Raw genomic sequence first — 22821 nt, forward strand, 5'->3', positions numbered from 1 at the left:
AGGGCCTTGTCCCCGACATATATCTGGTCGCGGACAGGGTCCGCTCCTACGGCATAAATACACATTCGTTAAGCAGGAGGGGCCTTGTCCCCGACATATATCTGGTCGCGGATAGGGTCCGCTCCTGCGGTATAAATACACATTCGTTAAGTAGGAGGGGACCTTGTCCCCGACATATATCTGGTCGCGGACAGGGTCCGCTCCTGCGGTATAAATACACATTCGTTAAGTAGGAGGGGACCTTGTCCCCGACATATATCCGCTCGCGAACAGGGCCGCTCCTACAAATTATTTTTTAATGACGGAAGTGGCGCATGCCGGTAAATACCATGGCGATGCCAGCTTCGTCGGCAGCGGCAATCACTTCTTCATCACGAATCGAGCCACCCGGCTGGATAATCGCTTTAATGCCGGCTTTGGCGGCGTTATCGATACCGTCACGGAACGGGAAGAAGGCGTCGGATGCCATTACCGCACCTTCAACCTGCAGACCGGCATGTTCTGCTTTAATCGCAGCGATACGCGCCGAGTTGACCCGGCTCATCTGGCCAGCGCCCACGCCGACGGTCTGACGGTTCTTGCCGTAAACGATGGCGTTCGATTTTACGAACTTAGCCACTTTCCAGCTGAAGATCAGGTCGTGTAACTCGGCTTCGGTCGGCGCACGTTTGGTGACCACTTTCAGGTCGTCGGTGCTGATCATGCCGTTGTCACGATCCTGAACCAGCAGACCACCGTTAACGCGTTTGTAATCGAACGCCTGTGGGCGTTCAGCCGGCCACTCGCCACATTCCAGCAGGCGCACGTTTTTCTTAGCGGCAACAATTTCAACGGCTTCTGCGCTGACTTTGGGTGCGATGATCACTTCAACAAACTGACGCTCAACGATGGCGCTCGCCGTTTCGGCATCCAGTTCGCGGTTGAAAGCGATGATGCCACCAAAGGCGGATTCAGTATCGGTTTCGAACGCCAGGTCGTAGGCCTTACGGATACCCCCTTCATCTTCCGGTACTACCGCCACACCACATGGGTTGGCATGCTTAACAATCACACAAGCCGGTTTAACAAACGACTTAACACATTCCAGCGCCGCATCGGTGTCGGCCACGTTGTTATAAGACAGTTCTTTGCCCTGCAGCTGTTTCGCGGTGGCAATGGAGGCTTCCGCCGGTTCCGCTTCAACGTAGAACGCCGCTTTCTGATGCGGGTTTTCACCGTAACGCATGTCCTGCGCTTTGATGAACTGGCTGTTGTAAGTCTGCGGGAAATCTTTGCGGTTATCGGTGCTTAAGGTTTCTGCATCCTGATCGATAGTACCCAGGTAGTTGGCAATCATGCCGTCATAGCTGGAGGTGTGCTCGAACGCTTTTAATGCCAGATTAAAACGGGTTTTGTACTGCAGGCCGTTATGGTTGTTCAGGTCGTCCAGCACTTTGCTGTAATCAGAGGTGTTAACCACAATACCAACATAAGCATGGTTTTTCGCGGCAGAGCGTACCATGGTCGGGCCGCCGATATCGATGTTTTCAATCGCCAGTGGCAGGTGACAGTCTTCTTTAGCCACGGTGGCGGCAAATGGATAGAGGTTCACCACAACCAGGTCAATCGGGTTAATACCGTGCTCGTTCATGACTTCATCATCCTGACCGCGACGGCCCAGCACACCGCCGTGAATTTTCGGGTGCAGGGTTTTAACGCGGCCGTCCATCATTTCCGGGAAGCCGGTGTAGTCAGACACTTCTACCGCCGGAATCTGGTTATCGAGCAGCAGTTTGTAGGTACCGCCGGTAGACAGAATTTCCACACCCGCAGCATGCAGGGCCTGGGCAAATTCGACGATGCCGTTTTTGTCAGACACGCTGATCAGGGCGCGACGAACCGGAGTGATGTCCGCTGGAGTTTCGTTTGCAGGAATGAAGTTGCTCATATGGTCAGGTTTTGTAGCTCATTTAAAAAGAAAAAGCGGCAGAAGCCGCTTGAGAAAGTGAAAAATGCTTACAGCATACCGTACTGTTTTAACTTCTTACGCAGGGTGCCGCGGTTCAGCCCCAGCACAATAGAGGCTTTGGTCTGGTTATCCCGGGTGTACTTCATCACGGTTTCCAGCAGCGGTGCTTCTACTTCCGACAGTACCATGTCGTAAAGGTCAACCACGGGCTGGCCGTCGAGGTGGTCAAAATAATTTTGCAGGGCCTTTTCTACACTGTCGCGCAATGTCTGAGTGGATTCTGATGGTGCGCGTAAGTTGTTTTGTAGATCAGATGAATCGGTCACGGTGTCAACCTTCCTAATTAATGCTTCTGTGTTCATGCTGCTTGTCCCTCACTGTCATATTCCTTAAAAAATGCTTCAATGGCCTGGCGTTGTTCTGTTGCCGTTTCCAGAGCATTGAATTGTTGGCGCTGCTTTTTGTATAAGTCAGTGCCGCCGTTGTGCTGATGCTGCAGATACCAGCCAACGTGTTTGCGGGCAATCCGCACTCCCAGATAGTCGCCGTAAAACTCGTGCAGGGCATCTAAATGGGTTAACAAAATCTGTTCAATTTCGTTGATGTCTGCCGCAGGCAGGTGTTCGCCGGTGGCCAGAAAATGACTGACCTCACGGAAAATCCAGGGTCTTCCCTGAGCGGCCCGGCCAATTAACACACCATCGGCACCGGTGTATTGCATGACCTCAGCTGCTTTTTCGGCACTGGTGATGTCACCGTTGGCAAACACCGGGATATCAATATTGCGCTTGATATCGCGAATGGTGTTGTATTCGACGGTGTTTTTGTAACCACAGGCACGGGTGCGGCCATGCACCGCCAGGGATACAATGCCGGCGTCCTGAGCAAGCTGAGCAATGGTGACACCATTGCGATGTTCGGGAGACCAGCCGGTACGGATCTTCAGGCTGACCGGTACATCCACTGCACCCACAACCGCCTGTAAGATCTCTTTCACCAGACCTTCATCTTTCAGTAACGCAGAGCCTGCAGCCTTGTTGCAGACCTTTTTTGCCGGACAGCCCATATTGATATCAATAATCTGGGCGCCATTAGCGACGTTAAACTGAGCACATTCCGCCAGTGTCTGCGGATCGCCGCCAACAATCTGAACCGCGATGGGTTCAGGTTCGCCGGTGTGGTCGAGCCGTAGCTGGGACTTGCGGGTATGACGCAGTTCCGGGTTAGCCGCCACCATCTCACCGACGACCAGTCCGGCGCCAAGCTGGCGGCATAACTGTCGGAAGGGACGATCTGTGACGCCTGCCATCGGTGCCAGAACCACCGGATTGGGTAACGTATAAGGGCCGATAGCGGGCATGGGTAACCGTTTAGAACTGATCAAAAAGTGTGCGACGAAAAAGTCGCGGTATGATACTCATAACCCCCTCATGAATAAAGGGGGTGAGGGACTTCGCTTAGCAAAATTTTGTTAATCAGCCTGCAGTTATTGATTGCTTCGTAAACGAATAGCATAACTCACCGCTTCCGGGCCAGGATCGACAATTTCCAGTGCTACATGAATGGGGGTATAGCTGGGCATCAGCTTTTGTCCTGCCAGTTCTCCTGACAGGTATTCCGCCGGTAAAAAGCGCCGGCTGGCAACCACGTTGTCGTTCAGATCGCTGAACACCAGTTCCAGATCCGGGAATGGCTGGGCATAGTCGGCCTGATTCTGCAGCAGTGTGTCGACAACCAGTGCTTTCTGGAGTTTCGGGTGGCTGCGTACCACCAGATGCTGGGTCGTCATTTGGCGCAGATTCTGAATGGCAGGTAACTGGCAGTTAAGCTGGGTGCAAACCATGCCGTAAAAGCCCCGCCATTGTGGTGTGCGTGACCATTCGTCGAATTTAAAATACAGCGCCTGAGCTGCTGCGATCAGTATCATCAGTAACGCGGCCAGTGCCCAGCCCCAGGCAAAGGAGCGGCCGCTGCCGGGCTGACGGAATTCCAGCGGATCTTCCTGTAACTCGGTGATGGCACTGGCGACGTTAATTTCGGTGGCTTCGCTGCCGAGGTCGTCGTTGCCCAGGTGGAAGCTGTCGTCCTGATCGGCAAAACCGTCAAAATCGTCTTCTTCGGCACCGGCTTTAAAATGACTGAATTCGTCGTCGTTGTGGTCGGGCGCGGAAAAATCGCTGCTGTCGCTGAGATTCAGACCACCCAGTGATACATCGCCATCATCGTCGTCCAGCAGCGCATCGGCCCAGGCTTCATCCGGATCCAGACCGGAGCGGGCGCTGGTGTCGGCGTTCGGATCAAGCAGGTCCAGCGTATCACTGCTGGCATCCTTAAGGTCAAAAATCGACGAGTCGATTTCCAGATCACTGCGTGGCGCCGGGCGATCGAGTTTATCCGGCGCGCGAATGCCAAAATCAAACATCGGATCGTCGCTGATTTCATCCGGGACATCGTCGTTGTCCATATCGTCATGAATCAGGTCATCATCATCCATGTCGTCATGGATCAGTGTATCGTCATCCATGCCATCGTGGATCAGAACGTCATCCTGCTTCTGAGAGGAAGAGGCTGGCGTTGCAGGAGCAGCTTCCTGTTGCAACTGATCTTCACTGACAAAATGATCTGCTGCTTTAAACACCTGCAGACAGGAACCACAACGTACAGCACCATTAGCAACCTTCAGGTGCTCGTCCCGTACCCGGAAAGTGGTGCGGCAATGGGGGCAACGTGTTACGTGTACGGCCATGGTGGTTCCTTACTCAAGCATCCTTAATTAGCGTTTAACACCGGTTAACAATACCCAGTCGCCCAGTTGTTTGGGTGGCTGCATGTCGTACCACTGGCTGTAACAGGCAGCAACTTCTTCCGCCTGTTCGGCCAATAAACCGGATAATGCCAGCTTACCACCACTGCGGGTCAGGCGGGCGATATCGGGTGCCAGGCTTTGTAATGGTCCGGCGAGAATATTGGCTACCATGATATCGGCTTCCACCACCGGTGTGCTGGCCGGCAGATAGACATCAAACAGTGACTCATCAATCTGGTTGCGGCCAGCGTTGTCGCGGGTGGCGGTTAACGCCTGCGGGTCAATATCCACTCCGACCATTTTGCGGGCGCCCAATAATAAGGCTGCAATACCAAGAATACCGCTGCCACAGCCGTAGTCGACCACCAGTTCATCACCTTCTACCTCAGCATCGAGGAATTGCAGGCACAGGTCGGTGGTTGGGTGGGTACCGGTGCCAAATGCCAGGCCCGGGTCGAGCATCAGGTTGACGGCGTCCGGTTGCGGCGGCTTTTGCCAGCTTGGACAAACCCACAGACGCTGACCAAACTGCATCGGATGATAATCTTCCATCCAGGCGCGAACCCAGTCTTTATCCTCCAGAATTTCCAGTTTGTATTGCGGCAATGCATCACCACTGAGCTGTTCATAAGCCTGGCTAAGGCGCTGCAATAATTCTTCACTGTTCTGGTTGGCGTCAAATAAGCCAATGATCTGGGTGTTGTCCCAGATCGGGTTAGTACCCAGCTCGGGCTCGAGGATGGGCTGATCGGCATCATCCTGCATGGTGACGGACAATGCTCCCAGCGCCAGCAATGTATCTTCGACGGAATTTACCTGCGCACGTTGCGCGTGAATACGAATCTGAATCCAGGACATCTCAGGCCTTATGGGTGTTCAATGAGGTTGTTTCCAGTTGTGCCAGGGCTGCCTGTAACGCCAGCTCATACCCCTGAACGCCGAGGCCACAAATCACACCGACCGCCAGGTCTGATAAATAAGAGTGCTGACGGAAGGATTCGCGGGCGTGCACATTGGAAATATGAATTTCGATAAACGGGATCGCTACTCCGGCCAGTGCGTCACGGATTGCAACACTGGTGTGGGTAAACGCCGCCGGGTTAATCAGGATGAAATCTGTGCCATCCAGACGGGCGGCGTGAATGCGATCGATCAATACGTGTTCGGCATTACTCTGCAGCTGTTCCAGCCGATGACCCTGCTGACTGGCCTGCTGTTGCAGTTTTTGTTCGATATCGGCCAGCGTGGCTGCACCGTAAATCTCCGGCTCGCGACTGCCGAGCAGGTTCAGGTTTGGCCCTTGTAATACCAGTATGTTTGCCATGCGCCGAGGTTTCCGAAAGGAGTAGGAAGTAAAAGCGGGAGTTTGCCGCAAAGCATGGTGTGCGTCCAGTTATGTGCCGCCGTGGCGGCGTTTTTACGATGCTTTTGCGACACACACCTGATTACGACCGGCACGTTTAGCCTGGTACAGCGCCTGGTCTGCACGCTCCACCAGGTCGCTGAGGCTGTCACCCTGCCATTGGGCCAGGCCGCAGGAAAATGTCACCTGCAATTCGCGGTTATTGGCATGGATCAGTTTGGTGAAGTTCTGCCGCAACTGTTCCATGACCATGGTGGCCTGATCCTGATTGGCGTCACGTAATACCACGGCAAACTCTTCACCGCCGTAGCGGCCAATCGGATCGGATTTACGCAGACTCTGGGTCAGAAACAAGGCCAGGTTTTTGATCACTTCATCGCCGACCGGGTGGCCATGCTGGTCGTTGATGTTTTTAAAGTGGTCGATATCGATCATCACAAACGTGACCGGCGTACCATCGTTGCGGTTCAGATTTTCCTGCAGGGCTTCAAGAATATGGGTGTGGTTCAGTAAACCGGTGAGGCTGTCGCGGGCAATCAGGTTCTGCAGCTGACGGGCGCGCAGTACCCGGGTTTTTACGGTGGATAACAGATGTCGGGCTTCTACCGGTTTGGTGAGAAAATCATCGCCACCTTCGGCCATGGCATCAAGCTGGCGCTGGCGATCTTCTTCACCGGATAAATAAATGATCGGCAGGTTGAGGTGTTCGCGCTGCTGGCGGATGACTTTCGCCAGTTCCATGCCGTTGCAGCCCGGCATATACATATCCATCAGTACCAGGTCGGGGGTACTCTCCGCCAGTGCCGTCAGTACCTGCAGTGGGTCGTTGACGATTTCGGTGACCATGCCCGCTTTATTTAACACCCGGGCACTGTGCATCGCCTGGGCTTTTGAGTCATCCACGATCAGAATGCGGAACGGCTGTAACGGGGTGCGATCCAGTAAGTCTTCCAGTTGGCTGATAACAGCCTGTATTTCGCTTTGCTGGTAGATACCCGTAGCGCCGTTACGCATGGCACTGAGGCGTTGTTCGATATCCGGTGGCTGATCCTGATAGGTAAATAATATCGGCAGGCTTTGCTCACGTTGTTGCTGAATCTGTTCTGCCAGCAACAAACCATGGCCGTTGCCGCTGAAATGCATATCCAGCACCAGGGCTGCCGGATGACGTATCTGCAGCGCCTGAAGAAATTCGTCACTGCTGCGCTGAACGTCGGCACGAATACCAAAATACTGCATTTGCTGGGCGATTGTTTGGGCGGCTGCTTCGTCATCGAGAGCGATGTATACCGGTTTCTTACTGGGAATCAGCCGTTCTGCGGCTTGTTTGTCGTTATGGCGTAAAGCCGTTTCACTGAGTAACCGTACCTTCTGGTTCAGTAATTCCAGCTGGGCACTTTCCGGCGACTGACCGGGCTGAATCTGTTGCAGAACATCAAGCAGCTCCTGCGCCAGTTGCTGGTGGCGTTTGGCATCGAAACGTTGTGCGGCCGCGGCCAGTTTTTCCAGCGCCCGGGCGAGATCGGCGACTGCGGTGACCGACCAGTTACACTCGGGAAGGTAACGCCATAAATCGAGGATCTGGCGTACCTGATTAATAACGCGATTGGAGAAAAATTCTCGCAGTTGTTGCGCTTTGCTTTGCGGGTCAGTCATTGGGCTCAGTCCATAAGTAGTACCTAAAGCTTAGCAGCGTTGCAGCGAAGTGCGATTCGCCGACTATAGTTAATGGCAAATTTCTGATTATTGTTTGTTTACCTTGTATGGGTTTTAACCAGCACACTGTTATTTCTGTTTGTCGGCCACTGGCGGCTGTGCTGTTGTTTAGTGCAACCGCCGGGTTGCCGCTGTTGCTGGTGGCAGACTGGCAACGCTGGGTTCCCACGCCTCTGATTGAAAAAGCCCGGCAACAATACGGTGTTGAAGCGGCTGAACGTATTCGTGACTGGCAGCTGCTGATGCGTGACAGTGCGCAGTTGCCGGAAGCAGAAAAGCTGCAGCGTATTAATGATTTTTTTAATCAGGCGGTGCGGTTTGTTAATGACGACCAGCATTGGGGCAAGGTGGATTATTGGGCCACACCCTATGAAGCGCTGGGCACCCATGGTGGCGATTGTGAAGACTATGTGATTGCCAAATATTATTCCCTGCAGCAACTTGGCGTTGATACTCAGAAGCTGCGTATTACCTATGTCAAAGCGCTGCGTTATAACCAGGCTCATATGGTGTTAACCTATTTTCCTCGGCCGGATGCGGTACCACTGGTACTGGATAATCTGTTGCCGGATATCCGCTCTGCTGCAAAGCGTCCGGACCTGGCACCGGTATACAGTTTTAACGCCGAAGGCATGTGGCTGGAACGCATGAAGGGTAAAGGAATCCGCATGGGTAACCCGAATAAACTCGACTTATGGACGGATTTACGAATCCGCATGAATGAACTCGGCATGGATTTATAAGGAATGCTGGCATGACGTTAAAACAACAGTTTTCCGCACTGACCAGCTTGCTGGTGATCACCCTGTGGCTGGGAAATTTACTGGTTACCGCAATGAATGGCCGGGATTATTTTCAGCAGCAGCTGAATGGCCGGGCTTATGATGCGGCAACCTCGCTGGCGTTATCGATGTCGCAGGTGGATATTCAGGATGATGTGCAGTTATCGCGGCTGATCGATGTGCTGTTTGACCGGGGCTTTTTTGAGGCAATCGAATTTACCCGGATCGACGGTGAGCCTTTACATCGCCGTGCCCGGGAAGCTCTGGCACAACAGCCCGCCCCGCAATGGTTTATTGACTGGGTTGAACTGGATCTGGTGCCGGCGCAGGCGGATGTCAGCCGTGGCTGGCAGCGGCTGGGCAGTGTGATGGTTACGGCCCACAGCGATTTTGCCTACCGGGATCTGTGGGCCATGGTGAAGGCGGAACTGGTGTGGTTCGCCTGGGTGTTGTTGATCAGCCTGATGGCGTTGTACGTCTTGCTGGGTTGGTTGTTCCGGCCGCTGCAGCGGGTGGAGCAGCAGGCTCTGGCAATTTGCGATAAAGAATGGCGTGAACAGGAAGATATCCCCAGGGCCCGGGAGTTGCGTCGTATGGTGCTGGCAATGAACAAAATGGTGCGTAAAGTGCGTTCTATTTTTGAAGAGCAGGCGGCGCTGGCCGAACAGTTACGGGAAGAATCCTTTCATGACGAGGTGACGGGGCTGCTGAATCGTCATGGTTTTGATCAGCGCCTCAGCCATATTCTCGAAAGTGAAGAAGAACACAGCGGTGTGCTGATGTTAATTCAGCTGAAGAACTTTGCCGCCTTTAATCAGCAACAAGGCCGTCAGCAGGGAGATGACCGGCTGCGGGGCGTGTCGCGCAACCTGCAAGAGTGGGGGGCTTTGTACCCGAACCTGTTGTGTGGTCGTCGCTCAGGGGCTGATTTTGCCTTGTACCTGCCCAGCAGTGACCATGCTCAGGCCGATGAGCTGGTGCAGCAGCTGTTTGCCGAGCTGGCATCCGGTAGTTTATCTCAGCGACATAATGCCCAGCATGAGGCACTGACGTTTCATATAGGAGCGGTGTATCTGCAGGCGCAGAAACAAACGCTGCAGGAAGCGCTGATGAAAGCCGATGCCGTGTTACGCCAGGCTCAGCGTCAGCCTCAGGCCCGGGCTTTGTTGTATGGTAAAGATGAAACCGGGCAGCAGGAGTGGACGGCTTCACAATGGCATCAGTTATTACAGCAGGTGCTGCAGCAGCAGAGCATCGAGTTGATGTACCTGCCAGTGGTGGCTAATGGCGACCACCGGGTTATACAGTTTGAGGTGTTCAGTCGTATTCTCTGGCAACAGCAACCATTGTCGGCTGCGCGTTTCTGGCCAATGGTAGAGCAACATCAGCTGGCGCCTGAATATGACCTGTGCATTGTCACTAAAGTGTTAACTGATCTTGACTCGCTGGTGAGGCCGGAGCAGGTCCGTTTCTGTATTAATATTTCACCGGCTTCGATTGCCGATGAAGCGTTCCACCGGAGGCTGGAAGCCTTATTGCGTCGCCATGCAGAGCTGGCTACCAGTATCAGCCTTGAAGTTCCTGAGTTTGCTTTATCCCACAGCGAGGCTGCGTTATCGCGGCTGGCATTATTGCTGAAGCCGCTGGGGGTCAGTCTGGGAGTCGACCAGGTTGGAACGGGCAGTATGGCATTTGCGTATTTACAACGTTTGCCTCTGGATTATGTACGCATTGACGGCAGTTTTAACCGTGGACTGCATTCGGCGCAGGACCATAAATTTTTTATCCAGTCGATGGTGCAGATTGCCCATAACCTAGATTTGCAGGTATTAGGTGAAGGCCTGGAAGAAGAGAATGATGTGGCTGTGCTGGCGGCCACCGGTGTGGATGGTATGAGTGGTTATTATTTCAGTAAACCCATTGCTGAACTGGAGCATGCGCTGCACTGGTCTGGCGAATAATGTGCCGTGGACAGCTACTGCGACATGTCGTCACTGGGTACCTACGAATGGGTAACGTACAATAGCGCTTTTTGACTCTGGCCGAGGACAGTATCATGTGGAAATCCGGGTTATGCAGCCTTTTTTTGTTATTACTGACGTTGCCTGTGGTGGCAGATAACAGTATTCAGATTGACGGTGCTTATGTACGTGAGCCGATTCCGGGGCGTTATATGAGTGCAGCATTCTTAACCATTCATAATCGTGGTGAGCAGCTACGGACACTGGTCAGTGCCCGTGCGGACTGGGCCGGGCTGATTGAAATTCATACCCATACTCACGACCAGGGCGTGATGCGAATGCGGCAGCTGATGGAACTGGAGATTCCGGCCGCAGGTCATGTCGCTCTCGAACCAGGTGGCTTACACCTGATGCTGTTTAAGCTGAAGCTGCCACTGGCAAAGACTTTGCCACTGGATTTGTGTTTCAGCGATGGTGAGTGTGTACAGACCAGCGCTGAACTGAAATCCATTAAATAAAGGTTGCTTGCCACCGGCCTGCTGATAAGGATCAGCGGGCGTTAACGGCTTCCGCGGGCGTATCCGGCTGATAGCCTTTCAGCAGTTTCAGTACATCACCTGCTTTGCGGCCCTGCATTGCACAGGTGGTCATTAACCCGGCCATCAGTGCACCACCAACCCCGGCGGTCATAACATCGGCACCGGTCATATAGAGACCTTTTACCGGTGTCACCGGATGCAGAAACGGCTTTTTAAAGCGTTCAACAAAATGATCCAGGCCGTAAATTTCTCCCTGGCTGGCGTATTGAAACCAGTCGGTAGAGAGTGGCGTTGATAATTCGTAATAATCCAGAGCATCACGTAACTGCGGCATGCGTTTGAATAAAATTTCCAGCAGCCGCTGACTGAAATTTTCTTTGATGGTTTCGTAGTCGTCACCCCGTTGCCCCCAGGTTTTGTCCTGCCATTGTTTAAACCAGTCATGGTTTGCCATAGTGACGATTTCGACGGTTGATTTTCCCGGGTAGCGGTTATTCCAGTCCGGGTCTTTGGCGGATGGGAACGACACATACACAATCGGAAAGTCAGCGTCCGGGTCTTGTTTAAAGCGTTGCAGATTCTCTTCGTGATGACCGTCCGGATAAATCCATAAATTGGTGGTATTTATCCCCAGTTCTTCCGCCGTTCCTTTAAATCCGGCATAAATACATAAGTGAGAGCTGGACAGCTGTACCTGTTGTTGCCATTGTTCAACGCCGAGCTTCTGTCTGACGGCTGCCGGTAATAACTTTTGTGTGGTGTTATAAAAACCGGCGTTACTGACTACCCGACTGGCATATAACTCGTGGCCACTTTCCAGTTTTACGCCATAAGCCTGATTATCTTTCACTAAAATTTCAGCCACACCTGCATAGGTAAAAACATCGCCACCACTGCGCTGAATCGTTGGAATAATAGTGCGGGCAATTTCGCTTGATCCGCCGACCGGATAGGCGCCGCCAGCAAGATAATGTTTGGCGATTAAAGCGTGCATGATAAAAGCGGCATCTGCCGGTGCCTGACCGTAATCGCCCCACTGACCGGTTAATACCGAAATCAGCTGCTGATTATTGGTCATACCTTCCAGTACTTCCCGGGTTGTCTGAAAAAACGGCTTCGGCACAAGTAACGGGCGAATCAGGTTGTAAGCCCGAGCCAGCCACGGAGGCATGGCCTGGCCGGCAAAAAACTTCGGCGTTTTCCGGCTCATTTCACGAATCAGCTCGATGTAATCATCGATCATTGCCGCTTCTTCCGGAAATTGTTGCTTCAGCATGGCGGCAAAATTTTCCCGGCCGGCGACAAAGCCATATTCTTTGTCGCCGAGAATAATACGGTCGTATTCCGGCTGCATGGCAGCCCATTGCAACCGGCCTTCACTGATAACATCAAACACCCGGCGTAAGGTTGATGGTTTATGCACCTCGCCAACGTAGTGCACCCCCACATCCCATTCATAACAATTCCGATGATAGGCATGGGTAAAACCGCCAGCGGTGTAGTGTTGCTCCAGGACCGCAACCTTATAACCCAGCAAGGATAAAAAAGCGGCGTTGGCCAGGCCGCCAATGCCGGAACCAATCACAATCACATCAAATTGCTGATCAACCCGGTCCGGACGTAAGCGGGTACCGGTTCTGACTTTCACTTTGGCCATGCTGAGCTCCCTGTATTGTTATTTTTAATTAAGGGGTGTTATGCAACTTTTTGCATATTTTCTACCCTATCCTTATTGTCGTTTCTATGCAACAATTTGCATATCATGTTTCGATAAGCAGGTTATTCTTTTGGCGTTAAAACACGCAATTCTGGTGTTACTGGAGCAACAGCCCGGTTCGGGTTATGACTTACACAAACGCTTTCAGCAACATATGGGATTTTTCTGGCAGGCCAGTCATCAGCAGATTTATCAGCAGTTGAAAGGGCTGTTAACGGATGGTCTGATTGTCGGCCAGGATAAGCAACAACAAGGGAAGCCTGATCGTAAGGTGTATCACATCACTGATAGCGGTAAGCAGGAGCTGATCGGCTGGATGCATCAACTCAGTAAACCGTTAAAGATTAACGATACCCTGTTGGTAAAACTGTATGGTGGTCATCTGGTCGATAGCGAGGTGTTGTTGCGGGATTTGCAGCAACAGCAGGATAGTTATCGTAAAACCCTGGCGGTGTTGCAACAGCTGGAGCAGCAGTATCAGGCTTTGGCAGAGTCACAGAAGCAGCCCTATCGCTTGCCCTATCTGACGCTGCGGCGCGGGATTTATCATGTCCAGGGCTGGTTAGCCTGGGCGGAGGAGGCCAGTCAATTGTTATCTGACTGGCAATAGCTTCGCAGGCCCTAGTTCTTATATTCGCAGGCCCTAGTGCTTATATTCGCAGGCTCTAGTGCTTATATTGTTCCAGGTCTTCCGACATTAATACTTCGTCGGCCGGGCGACCGGGGATGGCATGACCCTCGCTGGCCCATTCCCCCAGATCAATCAGTTTACAGCGCTCACTGCAGAACGGCCGGTACTTACTTTCCGGTTTCCATTCCACATCTTTCTGGCAGGTTGGGCATTGTACTTTCATGGAATCTTGTAACTCGTGTCAGGCTTGTGCCAGTTGCAGGTAGGTGTGATGAAGCTGATCCAGCTGCTGATACAGATGGGCCAGATCTTCACTATTGTCGGCAATATCGTCGGCTTTTGCACGTTTATCCGTACGTGACATTTGTGCGGCAATAATCCGCCGGATCTGCTGTTCGTCATTCTGGTCGCGACTGGTGGCACGGGCTATCTGAATATCCTCTGCAACATCGATCAACAGGGTGCGCTGTGTCAGTTGATACTGGCCACTTTCAAACAGCAACGGCGATACCAGCACAGCGTATTCCGAGCTGGCGTTCTGCAGCTGATCAATAATCGCTTGGCGGATGCGGGGGTGGGTCTGGCTTTCCAGCCATTGGCGCTCGGCGGGCTCGGCAAATACTTTTTGCCGTAACCAGGCCCGGTCGAGGCTGCCATCTGCCAGCAGGGCATCCGCGCCATAACGTTGTGTTATGGCAGCCAGCGCCGGCTGCCCGGGTTCAACGATCTGCCGGGCGACAACATCAGCATCCACCACACAAATGCCTTTACTGGCAAGATAATCACTGGCAGCGGTCTTGCCGCTGCCAATACCGCCGGTTAATCCAAGTACAAACATAGATGTATAACTGTGATCGTTTAAGGAGTTATTCAGAGCACGCTGCCCAGATACCAGGCAACGATTTTGTCACCCCAGAGCGCCGCTATCCAGCCCGCCATAGCCAGATAGGGGCCAAATGGAATCGGCAAATTCTTATCGCGCCCCAAAATCAGAATGCCGGCAATACCAACGATTGCACCAACGACCGATGACAACAGGATGATCAGCGGCAAAGCGGAATAACCCAGCCATGCTCCTAACGCGGCTAACAGTTTAAAGTCACCAAACCCCATACCGTCTTTACCGGTAGCCAGCTTAAATAGCCAGAATACTGTCCACAGCGAGCCATAGCCCAAGGCCGCACCGTACACTGCGCTGTTCAGATCGGTGAATAATCCTTGTGAGTTCACTAATAAACCCAGCCACATCAGCCCCAGCGTCATGCTATCGGGCAAAATCTGGTGATCGATATCAATCACCGACATACTGATCAGCAACCAGGTGAAAACCAGCATGGCCGCCAGTTGCCAGCTCCACGGGAAAATCAGCAACAGGGTGGCGCTCATAACGGCGGTTACCAGCTCAACGGCGGGATAACGCCAGCCGATGTCAGTACCACAGCCGGCGCATTTGCCTTTCAGCAGAGCAAAACTGAGCAGCGGAATATTTTGCCAGGCACGTACCGGTGTCTGGCATTCAGGGCAATGAGAGTCCGGCTTAACCAGATTGTAGGGTTTAGACAGATCGTTCAGCGCCGGGTGTTGCGGCGGGTTCTGACTGAATTCATCGCAGTCGCGTTTCCAGCTACGGAATAACATCACCGGAAAACGCAGAATCACAACATTTAAAAAGCTGCCAACTAATAAACCGGTAACAATCACTGCAATTAACAAAGCTGTGGTGTTTTCGGCCAAAACGTCGAATAAATCCATATTAAACAACGTCACCCATCTGGAAGATCGGCAGGTACATAGCAACGATCAGGCCACCAATAACCACACCCAGGAAGGCCATAATCATCGGTTCCATCATAGATGTAAGACCATCAACCATCGCATCAACTTCTTCTTCAAAGTAATGGGCAGCTTTATCTAACATCGCATCCAGAGCACCGGATTCTTCACCGATACTGGTCATCTGGATCACCATATTCGGAAATACCCCGGTGGAGCGCATGGCAAAGTGCATTTGTTGACCCGTGGCGACTTCGTCGCGGATTTTTAATACGGCGTCTTTGTACACCACGTTGCCGACCGCGCCAGCCACGGATTCCAGTGCCTCGACCAAAGGTACACCGGCGGCAAAGGTAGTGGATAACACCCGGGCGTAACGGGCAACGGCGCTTTTGCGGATCAGGTCGCCGAATAACGGCAGTTTCAGACTGAAGCGTTCAAACCCTTCCCGGAACGGCTTTGAGCGTTTCATTGCCTGGGAGAAGCCAACCACTCCCGTAATGACAATACCCAGAAACTCCAGATAATAAGCCTGGGCTATTTCAGACAACATCACCACAAACTGAGTTGGTGCAGGCAATTCTGAGCCAAAGTTATTAAACATTTCTTCAAAGGTGGGTACCACTTTTACCAGCAGAATCACGGTAACAATAGCGGCAATCGCCAGTGTAATGGCCGGATACATAGTGGCTTTTTTGATTTTTTTGCGCAGGGCTTCGGTTTTTTCTTTGTAAACCGCAACCTTATCTAACAGAGTTTCCAGAGCACCGGCCTGTTCGCCAGCTTCCACCAGGTTACAGGTTAAGTCGTCGAAATATTGCGGATGCTGTTTTAATGCTGAGGCAAAGTCATTACCCGCGGCCACGGTATCGCGCAGCTCAAAAATTAACTCCTTCATTGACGGGTTGTCGGCGCCATCTGCAACAATATCGAAAGACTGTACCAGAGGGACGCCCGCTTTAATCATGGTAGACATCTGGCGCACGAAAAAGGTGATATCAGCGGACTTGATAGGCTTTTTGCTGCTGCCTCCAATTCCGAATAAGGGTTCGGTTTTCTTGCGGACTTTCTCCGGCTGAACCCCTTGCTTGCGTAACTGAGCTTTAACTACGGCGGCATTCTGGCCAGACATTTCCCCTTTGACCTTCTGGCCACGCCGGTTTACGCCTTCCCAGGTAAAACTGCTGTTTTTAATTTGTTTTGCCATACATAAATTCCTGCTACAGCGTCAATACACTGTTAATCCGTTGTCACCCGGTTGGCTTCTTCCAGGCTGGTAATACCCTGTGCAACCTTCATTAAAGCGGAGGTTCTTAAGTCGTTAAAACCTTCTTTACGCGCGGCATCGGCAATTTCAATGGCATTGCCGCCTTGCATAATAATACGCGAAATAGCATCGGTAATCTTGACCACTTCGTAGATGCCCACCCGGCCTTTAAAGCCTTCTTTGCAGCTGTCGCAGCCGACAGGTTTAAATATTTCTGCTTCGGCCAGCTGCTCTTTGCTGAAACCGGCTTCTAACAGTGCCGGCTCTGGAATTTCTGCCGGGACCTTGCAATTGGAGCATAGCCGCCGGGCCAGACGCTGCGCGATAATCAGGCTGACTGAGGTAGCAATACTGAAATTGGGTACCCCCATATTGGCGAGACGGGTCAGGGTTTCCGGTGCACTGTTGGTGTGCAGTGTCGACATCACCATATGGCCGGTTTGTGCGGCTTTAATGGCAATAGAGGCGGTTTCCAGATCCCGGATTTCACCAACCATCACCACATCCGGATCCTGACGCAGGAAAGAGCGCAGAGCCGACGCGAAATCAAGGCCAACCCGGGCGTTAACGTTAACCTGATTGATACCTTCCAGGTTGATTTCAACCGGGTCTTCGGCAGTGGAGATATTGGTGCCTTCGACATTGAGAATATTCAGGCCGGTGTACAGAGATACCGTTTTACCGGAACCCGTAGGGCCGGTAACCAGAATCATGCCTTGTGGTTTGCCCAATGCTTCCATGTAGAGCGCTTTTTGCTCGGGTTCGTAACCCAGCATATCAATACCCAGCTGGGCGGAAGAAGGGTCAAGAATCCGTAATACAATTTTTTCGCCGAATAAGGTGGGCAAGGTATTTACCCGGAAGTCGATGGCCTTATTTTTCGAGATTTTCATCTTGATCCGGCCATCCTGAGGGATCCGTCGCTCAGAAATGTCCATCTGCGACATCACCTTCAGACGTGCGGCGATTTTACCGGCCAGGTTGACCGGAGGGCTGGCAACCTCGTGTAACACACCATCGGTGCGGTAGCGTACCCGGTAACGCTTTTCGTAAGGTTCAAAGTGTAAGTCGGATGAACCTTGTTTGATGGCATCCAGTAACATCTTATTAACGAATTTTACGATAGGTGCATCGTCGCCCGCATTATCCTGCTCCGCTTCACGTTTTTTGGCTTCGGCTTCCGGGTCTTCCAGATCAACGTCGTCCAGCTCACCGTCGAAGTCGCCAAAGGAGTTGTCATTGGCGCTGAGGAATTTATCGACGGCTGCGGAAAGTTTGTCTTCCTCGACCAAAACCGGCTCAATGTTCATGCCGGTATTAAATTTGATTTCATCAATCGCCAACATGGCGGAAGGATCGCTCTGGGCGATATACAAGCGGGTGCCGCGACTGAATAACGGCAATACCCGGTGCTTTTCAATCAGATGTTGACTGACCAGCTCCTGAGGGGCCAGTTCAAAGTCAAAGGCTGCGAGATCGAGCAGTGGCAAACCAAACTCCTCCGATGCCAGTACAGCAACCGGGCGAGCCTTAATAAACCCCGATTTGACCGCAGCACTGACAAAGCTGAGTTTTTCTTTACGAGATGTTTCAACAATCTGTGCCGCCTGTTCCTGCGAGATCAGATTCTGTTCAACCAGTCGTTTGGGTAAGCCGGATATGGCGCTCATGAGAAAAGCCTGAGTGTATAGTTCTTTTGACGCTGAACATACCAGACATGGCCTCAGACCGCTAGCTACCGGGGGCAGGAGGCGCGGGGGAACATGCCTTAGCGTGACCTGAGTAGCAGTTCAGGGCTAGCAAGGTTCTTTTTTATATTGGTTGAAATGTGCCATGCGTCAGAATAAAACCGAAGTCGGCCTGTCTGAGCATAGGCATATCAGATTCATTATCTCCATAAGCATAAATAGTATGGTGTTTACCTGCTGTTTCTAACCACTGTGAGATCCGCCTTACTTTTTCCGTTCCATAACAGTTGTAGCCTTGTAGCTTTCCGGTGGATAGATCGTCTTGATACTCCAGAGCGCTGCATAGTGGTGGTTCTAACTCCTGAATTCTGGACCAGGGCGTAAGCCAGATATCCAGCGAGGCACTCACCAGCAGGCATCGGTGCCCCTGAGACTGGTGCCATGACAGCTTATTCATTCCGACACCTGAAAGCAGTCCAGGTAGGCACTGGTGAGCAAACTTCTCCCCCAGGGTTTCCAGTTCTCGGCGGGATAACCCCCTCAGAAAGTATGTCAGCACCCTTTGTTTAGCAACGTCGTTTCTGATAATCCCGGTCTGATAGGCCAGCAGTACCGGAGTCAGTTTTATCAGTCCACTGTAGAACTTCTTGTGACCAACAACAGAACGCAGGAAAGGCAACAGGCTGTCGCTTCGTGTAAGAGTGCCATCGAAGTCGAAAAATGCGATGGTTGTACTGGATGGCGAGGAAGCGTTCATAAGGACAGGCGCTTGAAGATGACTTCAGGAATATGACGAATTGCCTGCATAATTGCCCACCAGTAGCCCGGTAGATAGACGGTATTACGCCCTTGTTGCATTGCCTTAACTATACCTGCTGCAATTTGATCGGGTTGGGCCCAAAGAGGGCCACTTTTATCAAAGCTCGCCGTCATCGGTGTATCAACAAACCCGGGTTTTACCGTGATGACATTTACCCCGGACGAAAATAGCCGGTTGCGCAGTCCTTCTGCGAACAGGCTAACCATGCCCTTGGCCGAACCATATACATAGTTACTTTTCCTGCCACGATCGCCTGCGACTGAACTGATCACTGCTATTACGCCATTGCCCTGGGGCTCAAGCCGGTTCGCTGCGTGTGTCATCAGACTGATGGTACTTATGGCATTAAGGTGCATACTTGCTATGGCAAGGTCAGCACTCGCCTCGCAGGCTTGCTGATCGGGCAGGGTGCCGTGAGCAATCAGGACTGTGTCAATTCCTCCCAGTTCAGCCATGGCACGGTCAAAAAGTTGAGCATGTTGGCTGGTATCTGCCAGGTCTGCTGTTGTCCCGGTAATAATCTGTGTCTTCGTTTGTGCACGGCAGGTTAAATCCCTGACAATCACGCTGAGCTTCCCTTCATCACGAGCAATGCAAAATACCGATGCCTGGTGTTGTACAAAAATCCGGGCACATTGCTCGGCAATAGCCGACGTTGCTGCAAAAATAACGATACGTTTAAGTTTATTCATGAATTCATCCGTCTCCAGAAGTCAGAAGAAAAACAGGGGTCGGTATATTCGCTAAATTTCTGCCATTGCGGAAAGCTGCTGCGAAACAAAGTTGTTGGCATACGTGCATCCTTGGCCGGATATAAAGCGCCACCAGTTTCAAACACAATCTGATCCAGTTGTTTGAACAGGTTCTGGGTCACGTGACCACGATTTGGGAAATCCAGTGCCAGAGTTGTACCTGGGCGAGTAAAGGAAAGCATTCCTGCGGCAGGTTGTGTCCCGAAAGACTTAAGTACAGCAAGAAACGACCCCTGACCACTGTTGCTGATACAGCGAAGTAATTGCTTTATGGCATGTGTGGCGTGTTCTGGCGGAATAACACACTGATATTGATAAAACCCCTCCGGGCCGTACATGCGGTTCCAGTGTTTGATGCTATCAAGAGGATAAAAATAAGGGGTGTAATGTGAGATATACGTCCCGGTTTTTCGTGGCCAATGGTAATAAAGCTGGTTAAAGATGCGCAGGCTGAGATTGTTGACCAGTGAGATGGGTGGTGTTACAGGCATTGAGTGAAACTTTTCATGATAGTGTTTGCCTGGTTGCTGTTGGTCACTGTGGCGGGCGGAAAATAAAATACCGCGCCCTTGTGCTCGGCCTCTGGAAAGGCAATCGATCCAGGCGACTGTGTAGTCGTTTTGATGGGCTGACGTATTATTAAGGTGCCAGTACTCATCAATATGTGAAAACTGTTGTGCCTGACATGTCATATATTCGGTTTTTATCGGCAGTAACTTAAACTCAACCCAGCTGATCAGTCCAGTAAGTCCCAGCCCGCCAATTGTAGCTTTGAAATATGCTGAATTCTGTTGTTTGCTACAATGCAGGTAGCCATGATCGCTGCGTATTAATCCCAGTGCGGTTACGTGGTGGCCAAAGCTACCGCTGTTATGATGATTTTTACCATGAACGTCATTGGCAACAGCCCCGCCAGTAGTGATAAAACGGGTCCCCGGTGTAACGGGTAAAAACCAACCGTGGGGAACAATAACCGGTAAAATATCCGCCAGTTGTATGCCAGCCTCACAGCGCAGAATGCCGTGGATGCGGTCAAACTGAATAAAGCGATCCAGATGTTTCGTATAAATCAGGCTGCCATGACTGGTCAGGCATACATCGCCGTAACTACGGCCGTTGCCATAGACGGTAAAAGGAGTATTTCCCCCGGGTGGCAAGCTGGCGTGTTGTAAGGTGATCAGCTGATCAGGCTGAGTATTTGGGATACGATTCCAGCTGAGTAATGGTTTCATCGCAGGGCTCCACCGTCATGCTGAACTGACTGACTGCGCCAGAGGGCAATAATCCCCAGTATTACTGCAAACCATAAAGTAACCAAGCGAGTAAACACTGTTGCTGCAACGGCATCTGCTAACAGCATATCATTCATGGTCAGTAGTGATACCATCACTGCCTCGGCGCTGCCCAGGCCGCCGGGCAGAAAACTCAGAGCACCAGCCAACATTGAAATAGCGTAAATAAATGCAGCGGTGGCAAAACTCACTTCCAGTGATAACCACTGCAGAACATAGTAGAAAGCCAGTGCTTCTGCACCCCAGGCAATAAGACTGAGAGCCGTTGCAATAAGTAGTAGTGACGGTGAATGGCAACGTCGGGCTTGTTGCAATACTGTTGTTATCAGGGTGTGCAGGCGTGATCGTAAGGTACCTGGTCGAATATTGATGGTGTTAATACGTTGGATGATCGCTTTATTACCCAGTAACCCCAGTCCTGTAATAATTAACAATAATGTTAATGTAACCAGAGGTTGCCATTGTGGATATTGACTAAGGCCTAGTAAAGCCAGCAATACAATGGCCAGCAGATCGGATAAGCGCTCGCTGACAAAGGCTGATAGGGTGGTTGAGGTACGTACCTGATATGCATTGAGCAACAGTGCACGAATCATTTCGCCGGCTTTTCCAGGTGTGGTGGTTAACGAGAAGCCAGCCAGATAAATTCGCAGGCTGGCTGCGATTGCAAGATTTGCATTCATTCGCTGTAGGTATAGCTGCCAACGGAAAAACCGTAGCAGGTAATTTAGCAGTGATAAAGTTAACGCAATTAGAGTGCCTGCAATGCCTATTTTCAGAAATGCCAGAGAAACCTGATGCCAGCCGCTCCAGAGTGAAAAAACAAGATAACTTGTCATCGCGATAACAACAGACAGCAATAAAGCGTGTAGTTGATACCTGCTGAGTAGCTGACTCACGATTGCAGACTCCAGATAACCAGTAGTAGCCATAACAATGCAGTGATTAACAGATGACGGTCAGTAAATATATCCTGGGCTGTGTCGCTGCCAGCTTGCTCACCAAACAGCAAATACAGATAACGAAACATACCGTACATCACGAGTGGTAAAGTAAGTATCAGCCATTGACTCTGATGCAGTGCTTGTGTCTGTGGTGATACTGTATACAGACCGTAACTCAGAATAGTGCATGCGGCAGTAATGCCCAACATCAGCTCCAGCAGAATTGGACTGTAATCGGATAATACTTTGCGGCTGGAGTCACTGCCTGACTTTTCAAGTGTTAATAACTCTGCTCTCCGTTTTGCAAAGCCGAGAAATAAGGTCACCATCAGGCCGCACAGTAGTAACCAGTGTGATGGCTCAATATCCAGACCAGTGGTGCCTGCCAGCAAGCGCAACATAAAGCCGGTGGCAATAACAAACACATCAAGGATGACAATGTGCTTTAAATATACTGAATAAAAAACATTCAGAACAAAGTAGCCAGCAATAAATAACAGCACGTAATTGTTAATGGATATCGACAGGGATACCGAGATGCACATCATCAGTAATAACAATAGGGTCGCCCGTGCTCGAGAAATCACTCCGCTGGCTATTGGCCGATGGCATTTTACCGGATGCAGGCGATCTGCTGCGGAATCGAAGATATCGTTGAGAATATAAACAGCGCTTGAAATGGCACAAAAGGCTATAAATAAAGTCACTGCCTGGCCGATAGCATTCTGATCCCACTGCTGAGAGAACAGTGTACCGATAAGGACAAACCCATTTTTGACGTACTGGTGTGGTCGTAGCAGCTTAATGCTGTCAGCTAACATA

The 22821-nt window shown here is 51.4% G+C and carries 22 protein-coding genes; 4 read left to right on the forward strand and 18 right to left on the reverse strand.

Annotation, left to right across the window (positions count from 1 at the left end):
- Positions 1 to 295: 295 nt before the first annotated feature.
- The 7 genes from purH to ACFOMG_RS14215 form a co-directional block, all read right to left on the reverse strand.
- Complete coding sequence (purH, locus tag ACFOMG_RS14185; protein WP_376867547.1) at positions 296 to 1927, reverse strand: bifunctional phosphoribosylaminoimidazolecarboxamide formyltransferase/IMP cyclohydrolase; 1632 nt, start codon at positions 1925 to 1927, stop codon at positions 296 to 298.
- Positions 1928 to 1995: 68 nt separating this feature from the next.
- Positions 1996 to 2310 (reverse strand): DNA-binding transcriptional regulator Fis, encoded by a 315-nt coding sequence (fis, locus tag ACFOMG_RS14190; RefSeq protein WP_376867549.1) that lies wholly within the window; start codon positions 2308 to 2310, stop codon positions 1996 to 1998.
- Positions 2307 to 3308 (reverse strand): tRNA dihydrouridine synthase DusB, encoded by a 1002-nt coding sequence (gene dusB / locus ACFOMG_RS14195; RefSeq protein WP_376867550.1) that lies wholly within the window; start codon positions 3306 to 3308, stop codon positions 2307 to 2309. The genes fis and dusB overlap by 4 nt, the downstream gene beginning before the upstream one ends.
- Before the next feature lie 126 nt (positions 3309 to 3434).
- Complete coding sequence (locus ACFOMG_RS14200; RefSeq protein WP_376867552.1) at positions 3435 to 4694, reverse strand: DUF3426 domain-containing protein; 1260 nt, start codon at positions 4692 to 4694, stop codon at positions 3435 to 3437.
- Positions 4695 to 4721: 27 nt separating this feature from the next.
- Positions 4722 to 5612: a 50S ribosomal protein L11 methyltransferase gene (gene prmA, locus ACFOMG_RS14205; RefSeq protein ID WP_376867554.1), complete on the reverse strand. Its 891-nt coding sequence runs from the start codon at positions 5610 to 5612 to the stop codon at positions 4722 to 4724.
- 1 nt (position 5613) lies between these two features.
- Positions 5614 to 6078, reverse strand: a complete 465-nt coding sequence (aroQ, locus tag ACFOMG_RS14210; protein WP_376867556.1) for a type II 3-dehydroquinate dehydratase — start codon at positions 6076 to 6078, stop codon at positions 5614 to 5616.
- Between the two features lie 93 nt (positions 6079 to 6171).
- Positions 6172 to 7773 carry a diguanylate cyclase gene (locus tag ACFOMG_RS14215; RefSeq protein WP_376867557.1) on the reverse strand — a complete coding sequence of 534 codons (1602 nt, stop codon included), beginning with the start codon at positions 7771 to 7773 and terminating at the stop codon, positions 6172 to 6174.
- 164 nt (positions 7774 to 7937) lie between these two features.
- Between ACFOMG_RS14215 and ACFOMG_RS14220 the strand changes: the two genes are divergently transcribed.
- The 3 genes from ACFOMG_RS14220 (at position 7938) to ACFOMG_RS14230 (ending at position 11094) form a co-directional block, all read left to right on the forward strand.
- Positions 7938 to 8576: a transglutaminase-like cysteine peptidase gene (locus ACFOMG_RS14220; protein WP_376867558.1), complete on the forward strand. Its 639-nt coding sequence runs from the start codon at positions 7938 to 7940 to the stop codon at positions 8574 to 8576.
- An 11-nt stretch (positions 8577 to 8587) separates the two neighbouring features.
- A complete protein-coding gene (locus ACFOMG_RS14225; protein ID WP_376867560.1) occupies positions 8588 to 10576 on the forward strand; it encodes an EAL domain-containing protein in 1989 nt (662 codons plus the stop codon).
- 95 nt (positions 10577 to 10671) lie between these two features.
- Positions 10672 to 11094 (forward strand): copper chaperone PCu(A)C, encoded by a 423-nt coding sequence (locus ACFOMG_RS14230; protein WP_376867562.1) that lies wholly within the window; start codon positions 10672 to 10674, stop codon positions 11092 to 11094.
- 31 nt (positions 11095 to 11125) lie between these two features.
- Here ACFOMG_RS14230 and ACFOMG_RS14235 read toward each other — a convergent pair whose 3' ends face one another.
- The gene (locus ACFOMG_RS14235) at positions 11126 to 12772 is read right to left on the reverse strand and encodes a phytoene desaturase family protein (protein WP_376867563.1); all 1647 of its coding nucleotides are present in this window, start codon (positions 12770 to 12772) and stop codon (positions 11126 to 11128) included.
- Between the two features lie 130 nt (positions 12773 to 12902).
- On the opposite strand from ACFOMG_RS14235, the gene ACFOMG_RS14240 reads away from it, so the two are divergent.
- On the forward strand, positions 12903 to 13442 hold the full coding sequence (locus tag ACFOMG_RS14240; RefSeq protein WP_376867565.1) for a PadR family transcriptional regulator: 540 nt from the start codon (positions 12903 to 12905) through the stop codon (positions 13440 to 13442).
- A 55-nt stretch (positions 13443 to 13497) separates the two neighbouring features.
- Here ACFOMG_RS14240 and yacG read toward each other — a convergent pair whose 3' ends face one another.
- The 10 genes from yacG to ACFOMG_RS14290 all read right to left on the reverse strand — a co-directional run bounded on the left by yacG (position 13498) and on the right by ACFOMG_RS14290 (position 22820).
- Positions 13498 to 13686, reverse strand: coding sequence for a DNA gyrase inhibitor YacG (yacG, locus tag ACFOMG_RS14245; RefSeq protein ID WP_376867566.1), 189 nt, complete (start codon positions 13684 to 13686; stop codon positions 13498 to 13500).
- 18 nt (positions 13687 to 13704) lie between these two features.
- The gene (gene coaE / locus ACFOMG_RS14250) at positions 13705 to 14301 is read right to left on the reverse strand and encodes a dephospho-CoA kinase (protein WP_376867568.1); all 597 of its coding nucleotides are present in this window, start codon (positions 14299 to 14301) and stop codon (positions 13705 to 13707) included.
- A 32-nt stretch (positions 14302 to 14333) separates the two neighbouring features.
- Complete coding sequence (locus ACFOMG_RS14255) at positions 14334 to 15215, reverse strand: prepilin peptidase (RefSeq protein WP_376867570.1); 882 nt, start codon at positions 15213 to 15215, stop codon at positions 14334 to 14336.
- Position 15216: 1 nt separating this feature from the next.
- Positions 15217 to 16443, reverse strand: a complete 1227-nt coding sequence (locus ACFOMG_RS14260) for a type II secretion system F family protein (protein WP_376867572.1) — start codon at positions 16441 to 16443, stop codon at positions 15217 to 15219.
- 32 nt (positions 16444 to 16475) lie between these two features.
- A complete protein-coding gene (pilB, locus tag ACFOMG_RS14265; RefSeq protein ID WP_376867574.1) occupies positions 16476 to 18173 on the reverse strand; it encodes a type IV-A pilus assembly ATPase PilB in 1698 nt (565 codons plus the stop codon).
- A 142-nt stretch (positions 18174 to 18315) separates the two neighbouring features.
- Positions 18316 to 18948, reverse strand: coding sequence for an HAD family hydrolase (locus ACFOMG_RS14270; RefSeq protein ID WP_376867576.1), 633 nt, complete (start codon positions 18946 to 18948; stop codon positions 18316 to 18318).
- Entirely contained in the window at positions 18945 to 19703 is a 759-nt protein-coding gene (locus ACFOMG_RS14275) for an SDR family oxidoreductase (RefSeq protein ID WP_376867578.1), read from the reverse strand. The genes ACFOMG_RS14270 and ACFOMG_RS14275 overlap by 4 nt, the downstream gene beginning before the upstream one ends.
- Positions 19700 to 20995 (reverse strand): FAD-binding oxidoreductase, encoded by a 1296-nt coding sequence (locus ACFOMG_RS14280; protein ID WP_376867580.1) that lies wholly within the window; start codon positions 20993 to 20995, stop codon positions 19700 to 19702. Before ACFOMG_RS14280 ends, ACFOMG_RS14275 begins: the two co-directional genes overlap by 4 nt.
- A complete protein-coding gene (locus ACFOMG_RS14285; protein WP_376867582.1) occupies positions 20992 to 21954 on the reverse strand; it encodes a lysylphosphatidylglycerol synthase transmembrane domain-containing protein in 963 nt (320 codons plus the stop codon). The genes ACFOMG_RS14280 and ACFOMG_RS14285 overlap by 4 nt, the downstream gene beginning before the upstream one ends.
- Positions 21951 to 22820, reverse strand: coding sequence for a decaprenyl-phosphate phosphoribosyltransferase (locus tag ACFOMG_RS14290; RefSeq protein ID WP_376867584.1), 870 nt, complete (start codon positions 22818 to 22820; stop codon positions 21951 to 21953). Before ACFOMG_RS14290 ends, ACFOMG_RS14285 begins: the two co-directional genes overlap by 4 nt.
- Between the last annotated feature and the right edge of the window lies 1 nt (position 22821).

It is taken from the genome of Bacterioplanoides pacificum, from assembly GCF_042648445.1.
GTDB lineage: Bacteria > Pseudomonadota > Gammaproteobacteria > Pseudomonadales > Oceanobacteraceae > Bacterioplanoides > Bacterioplanoides pacificum.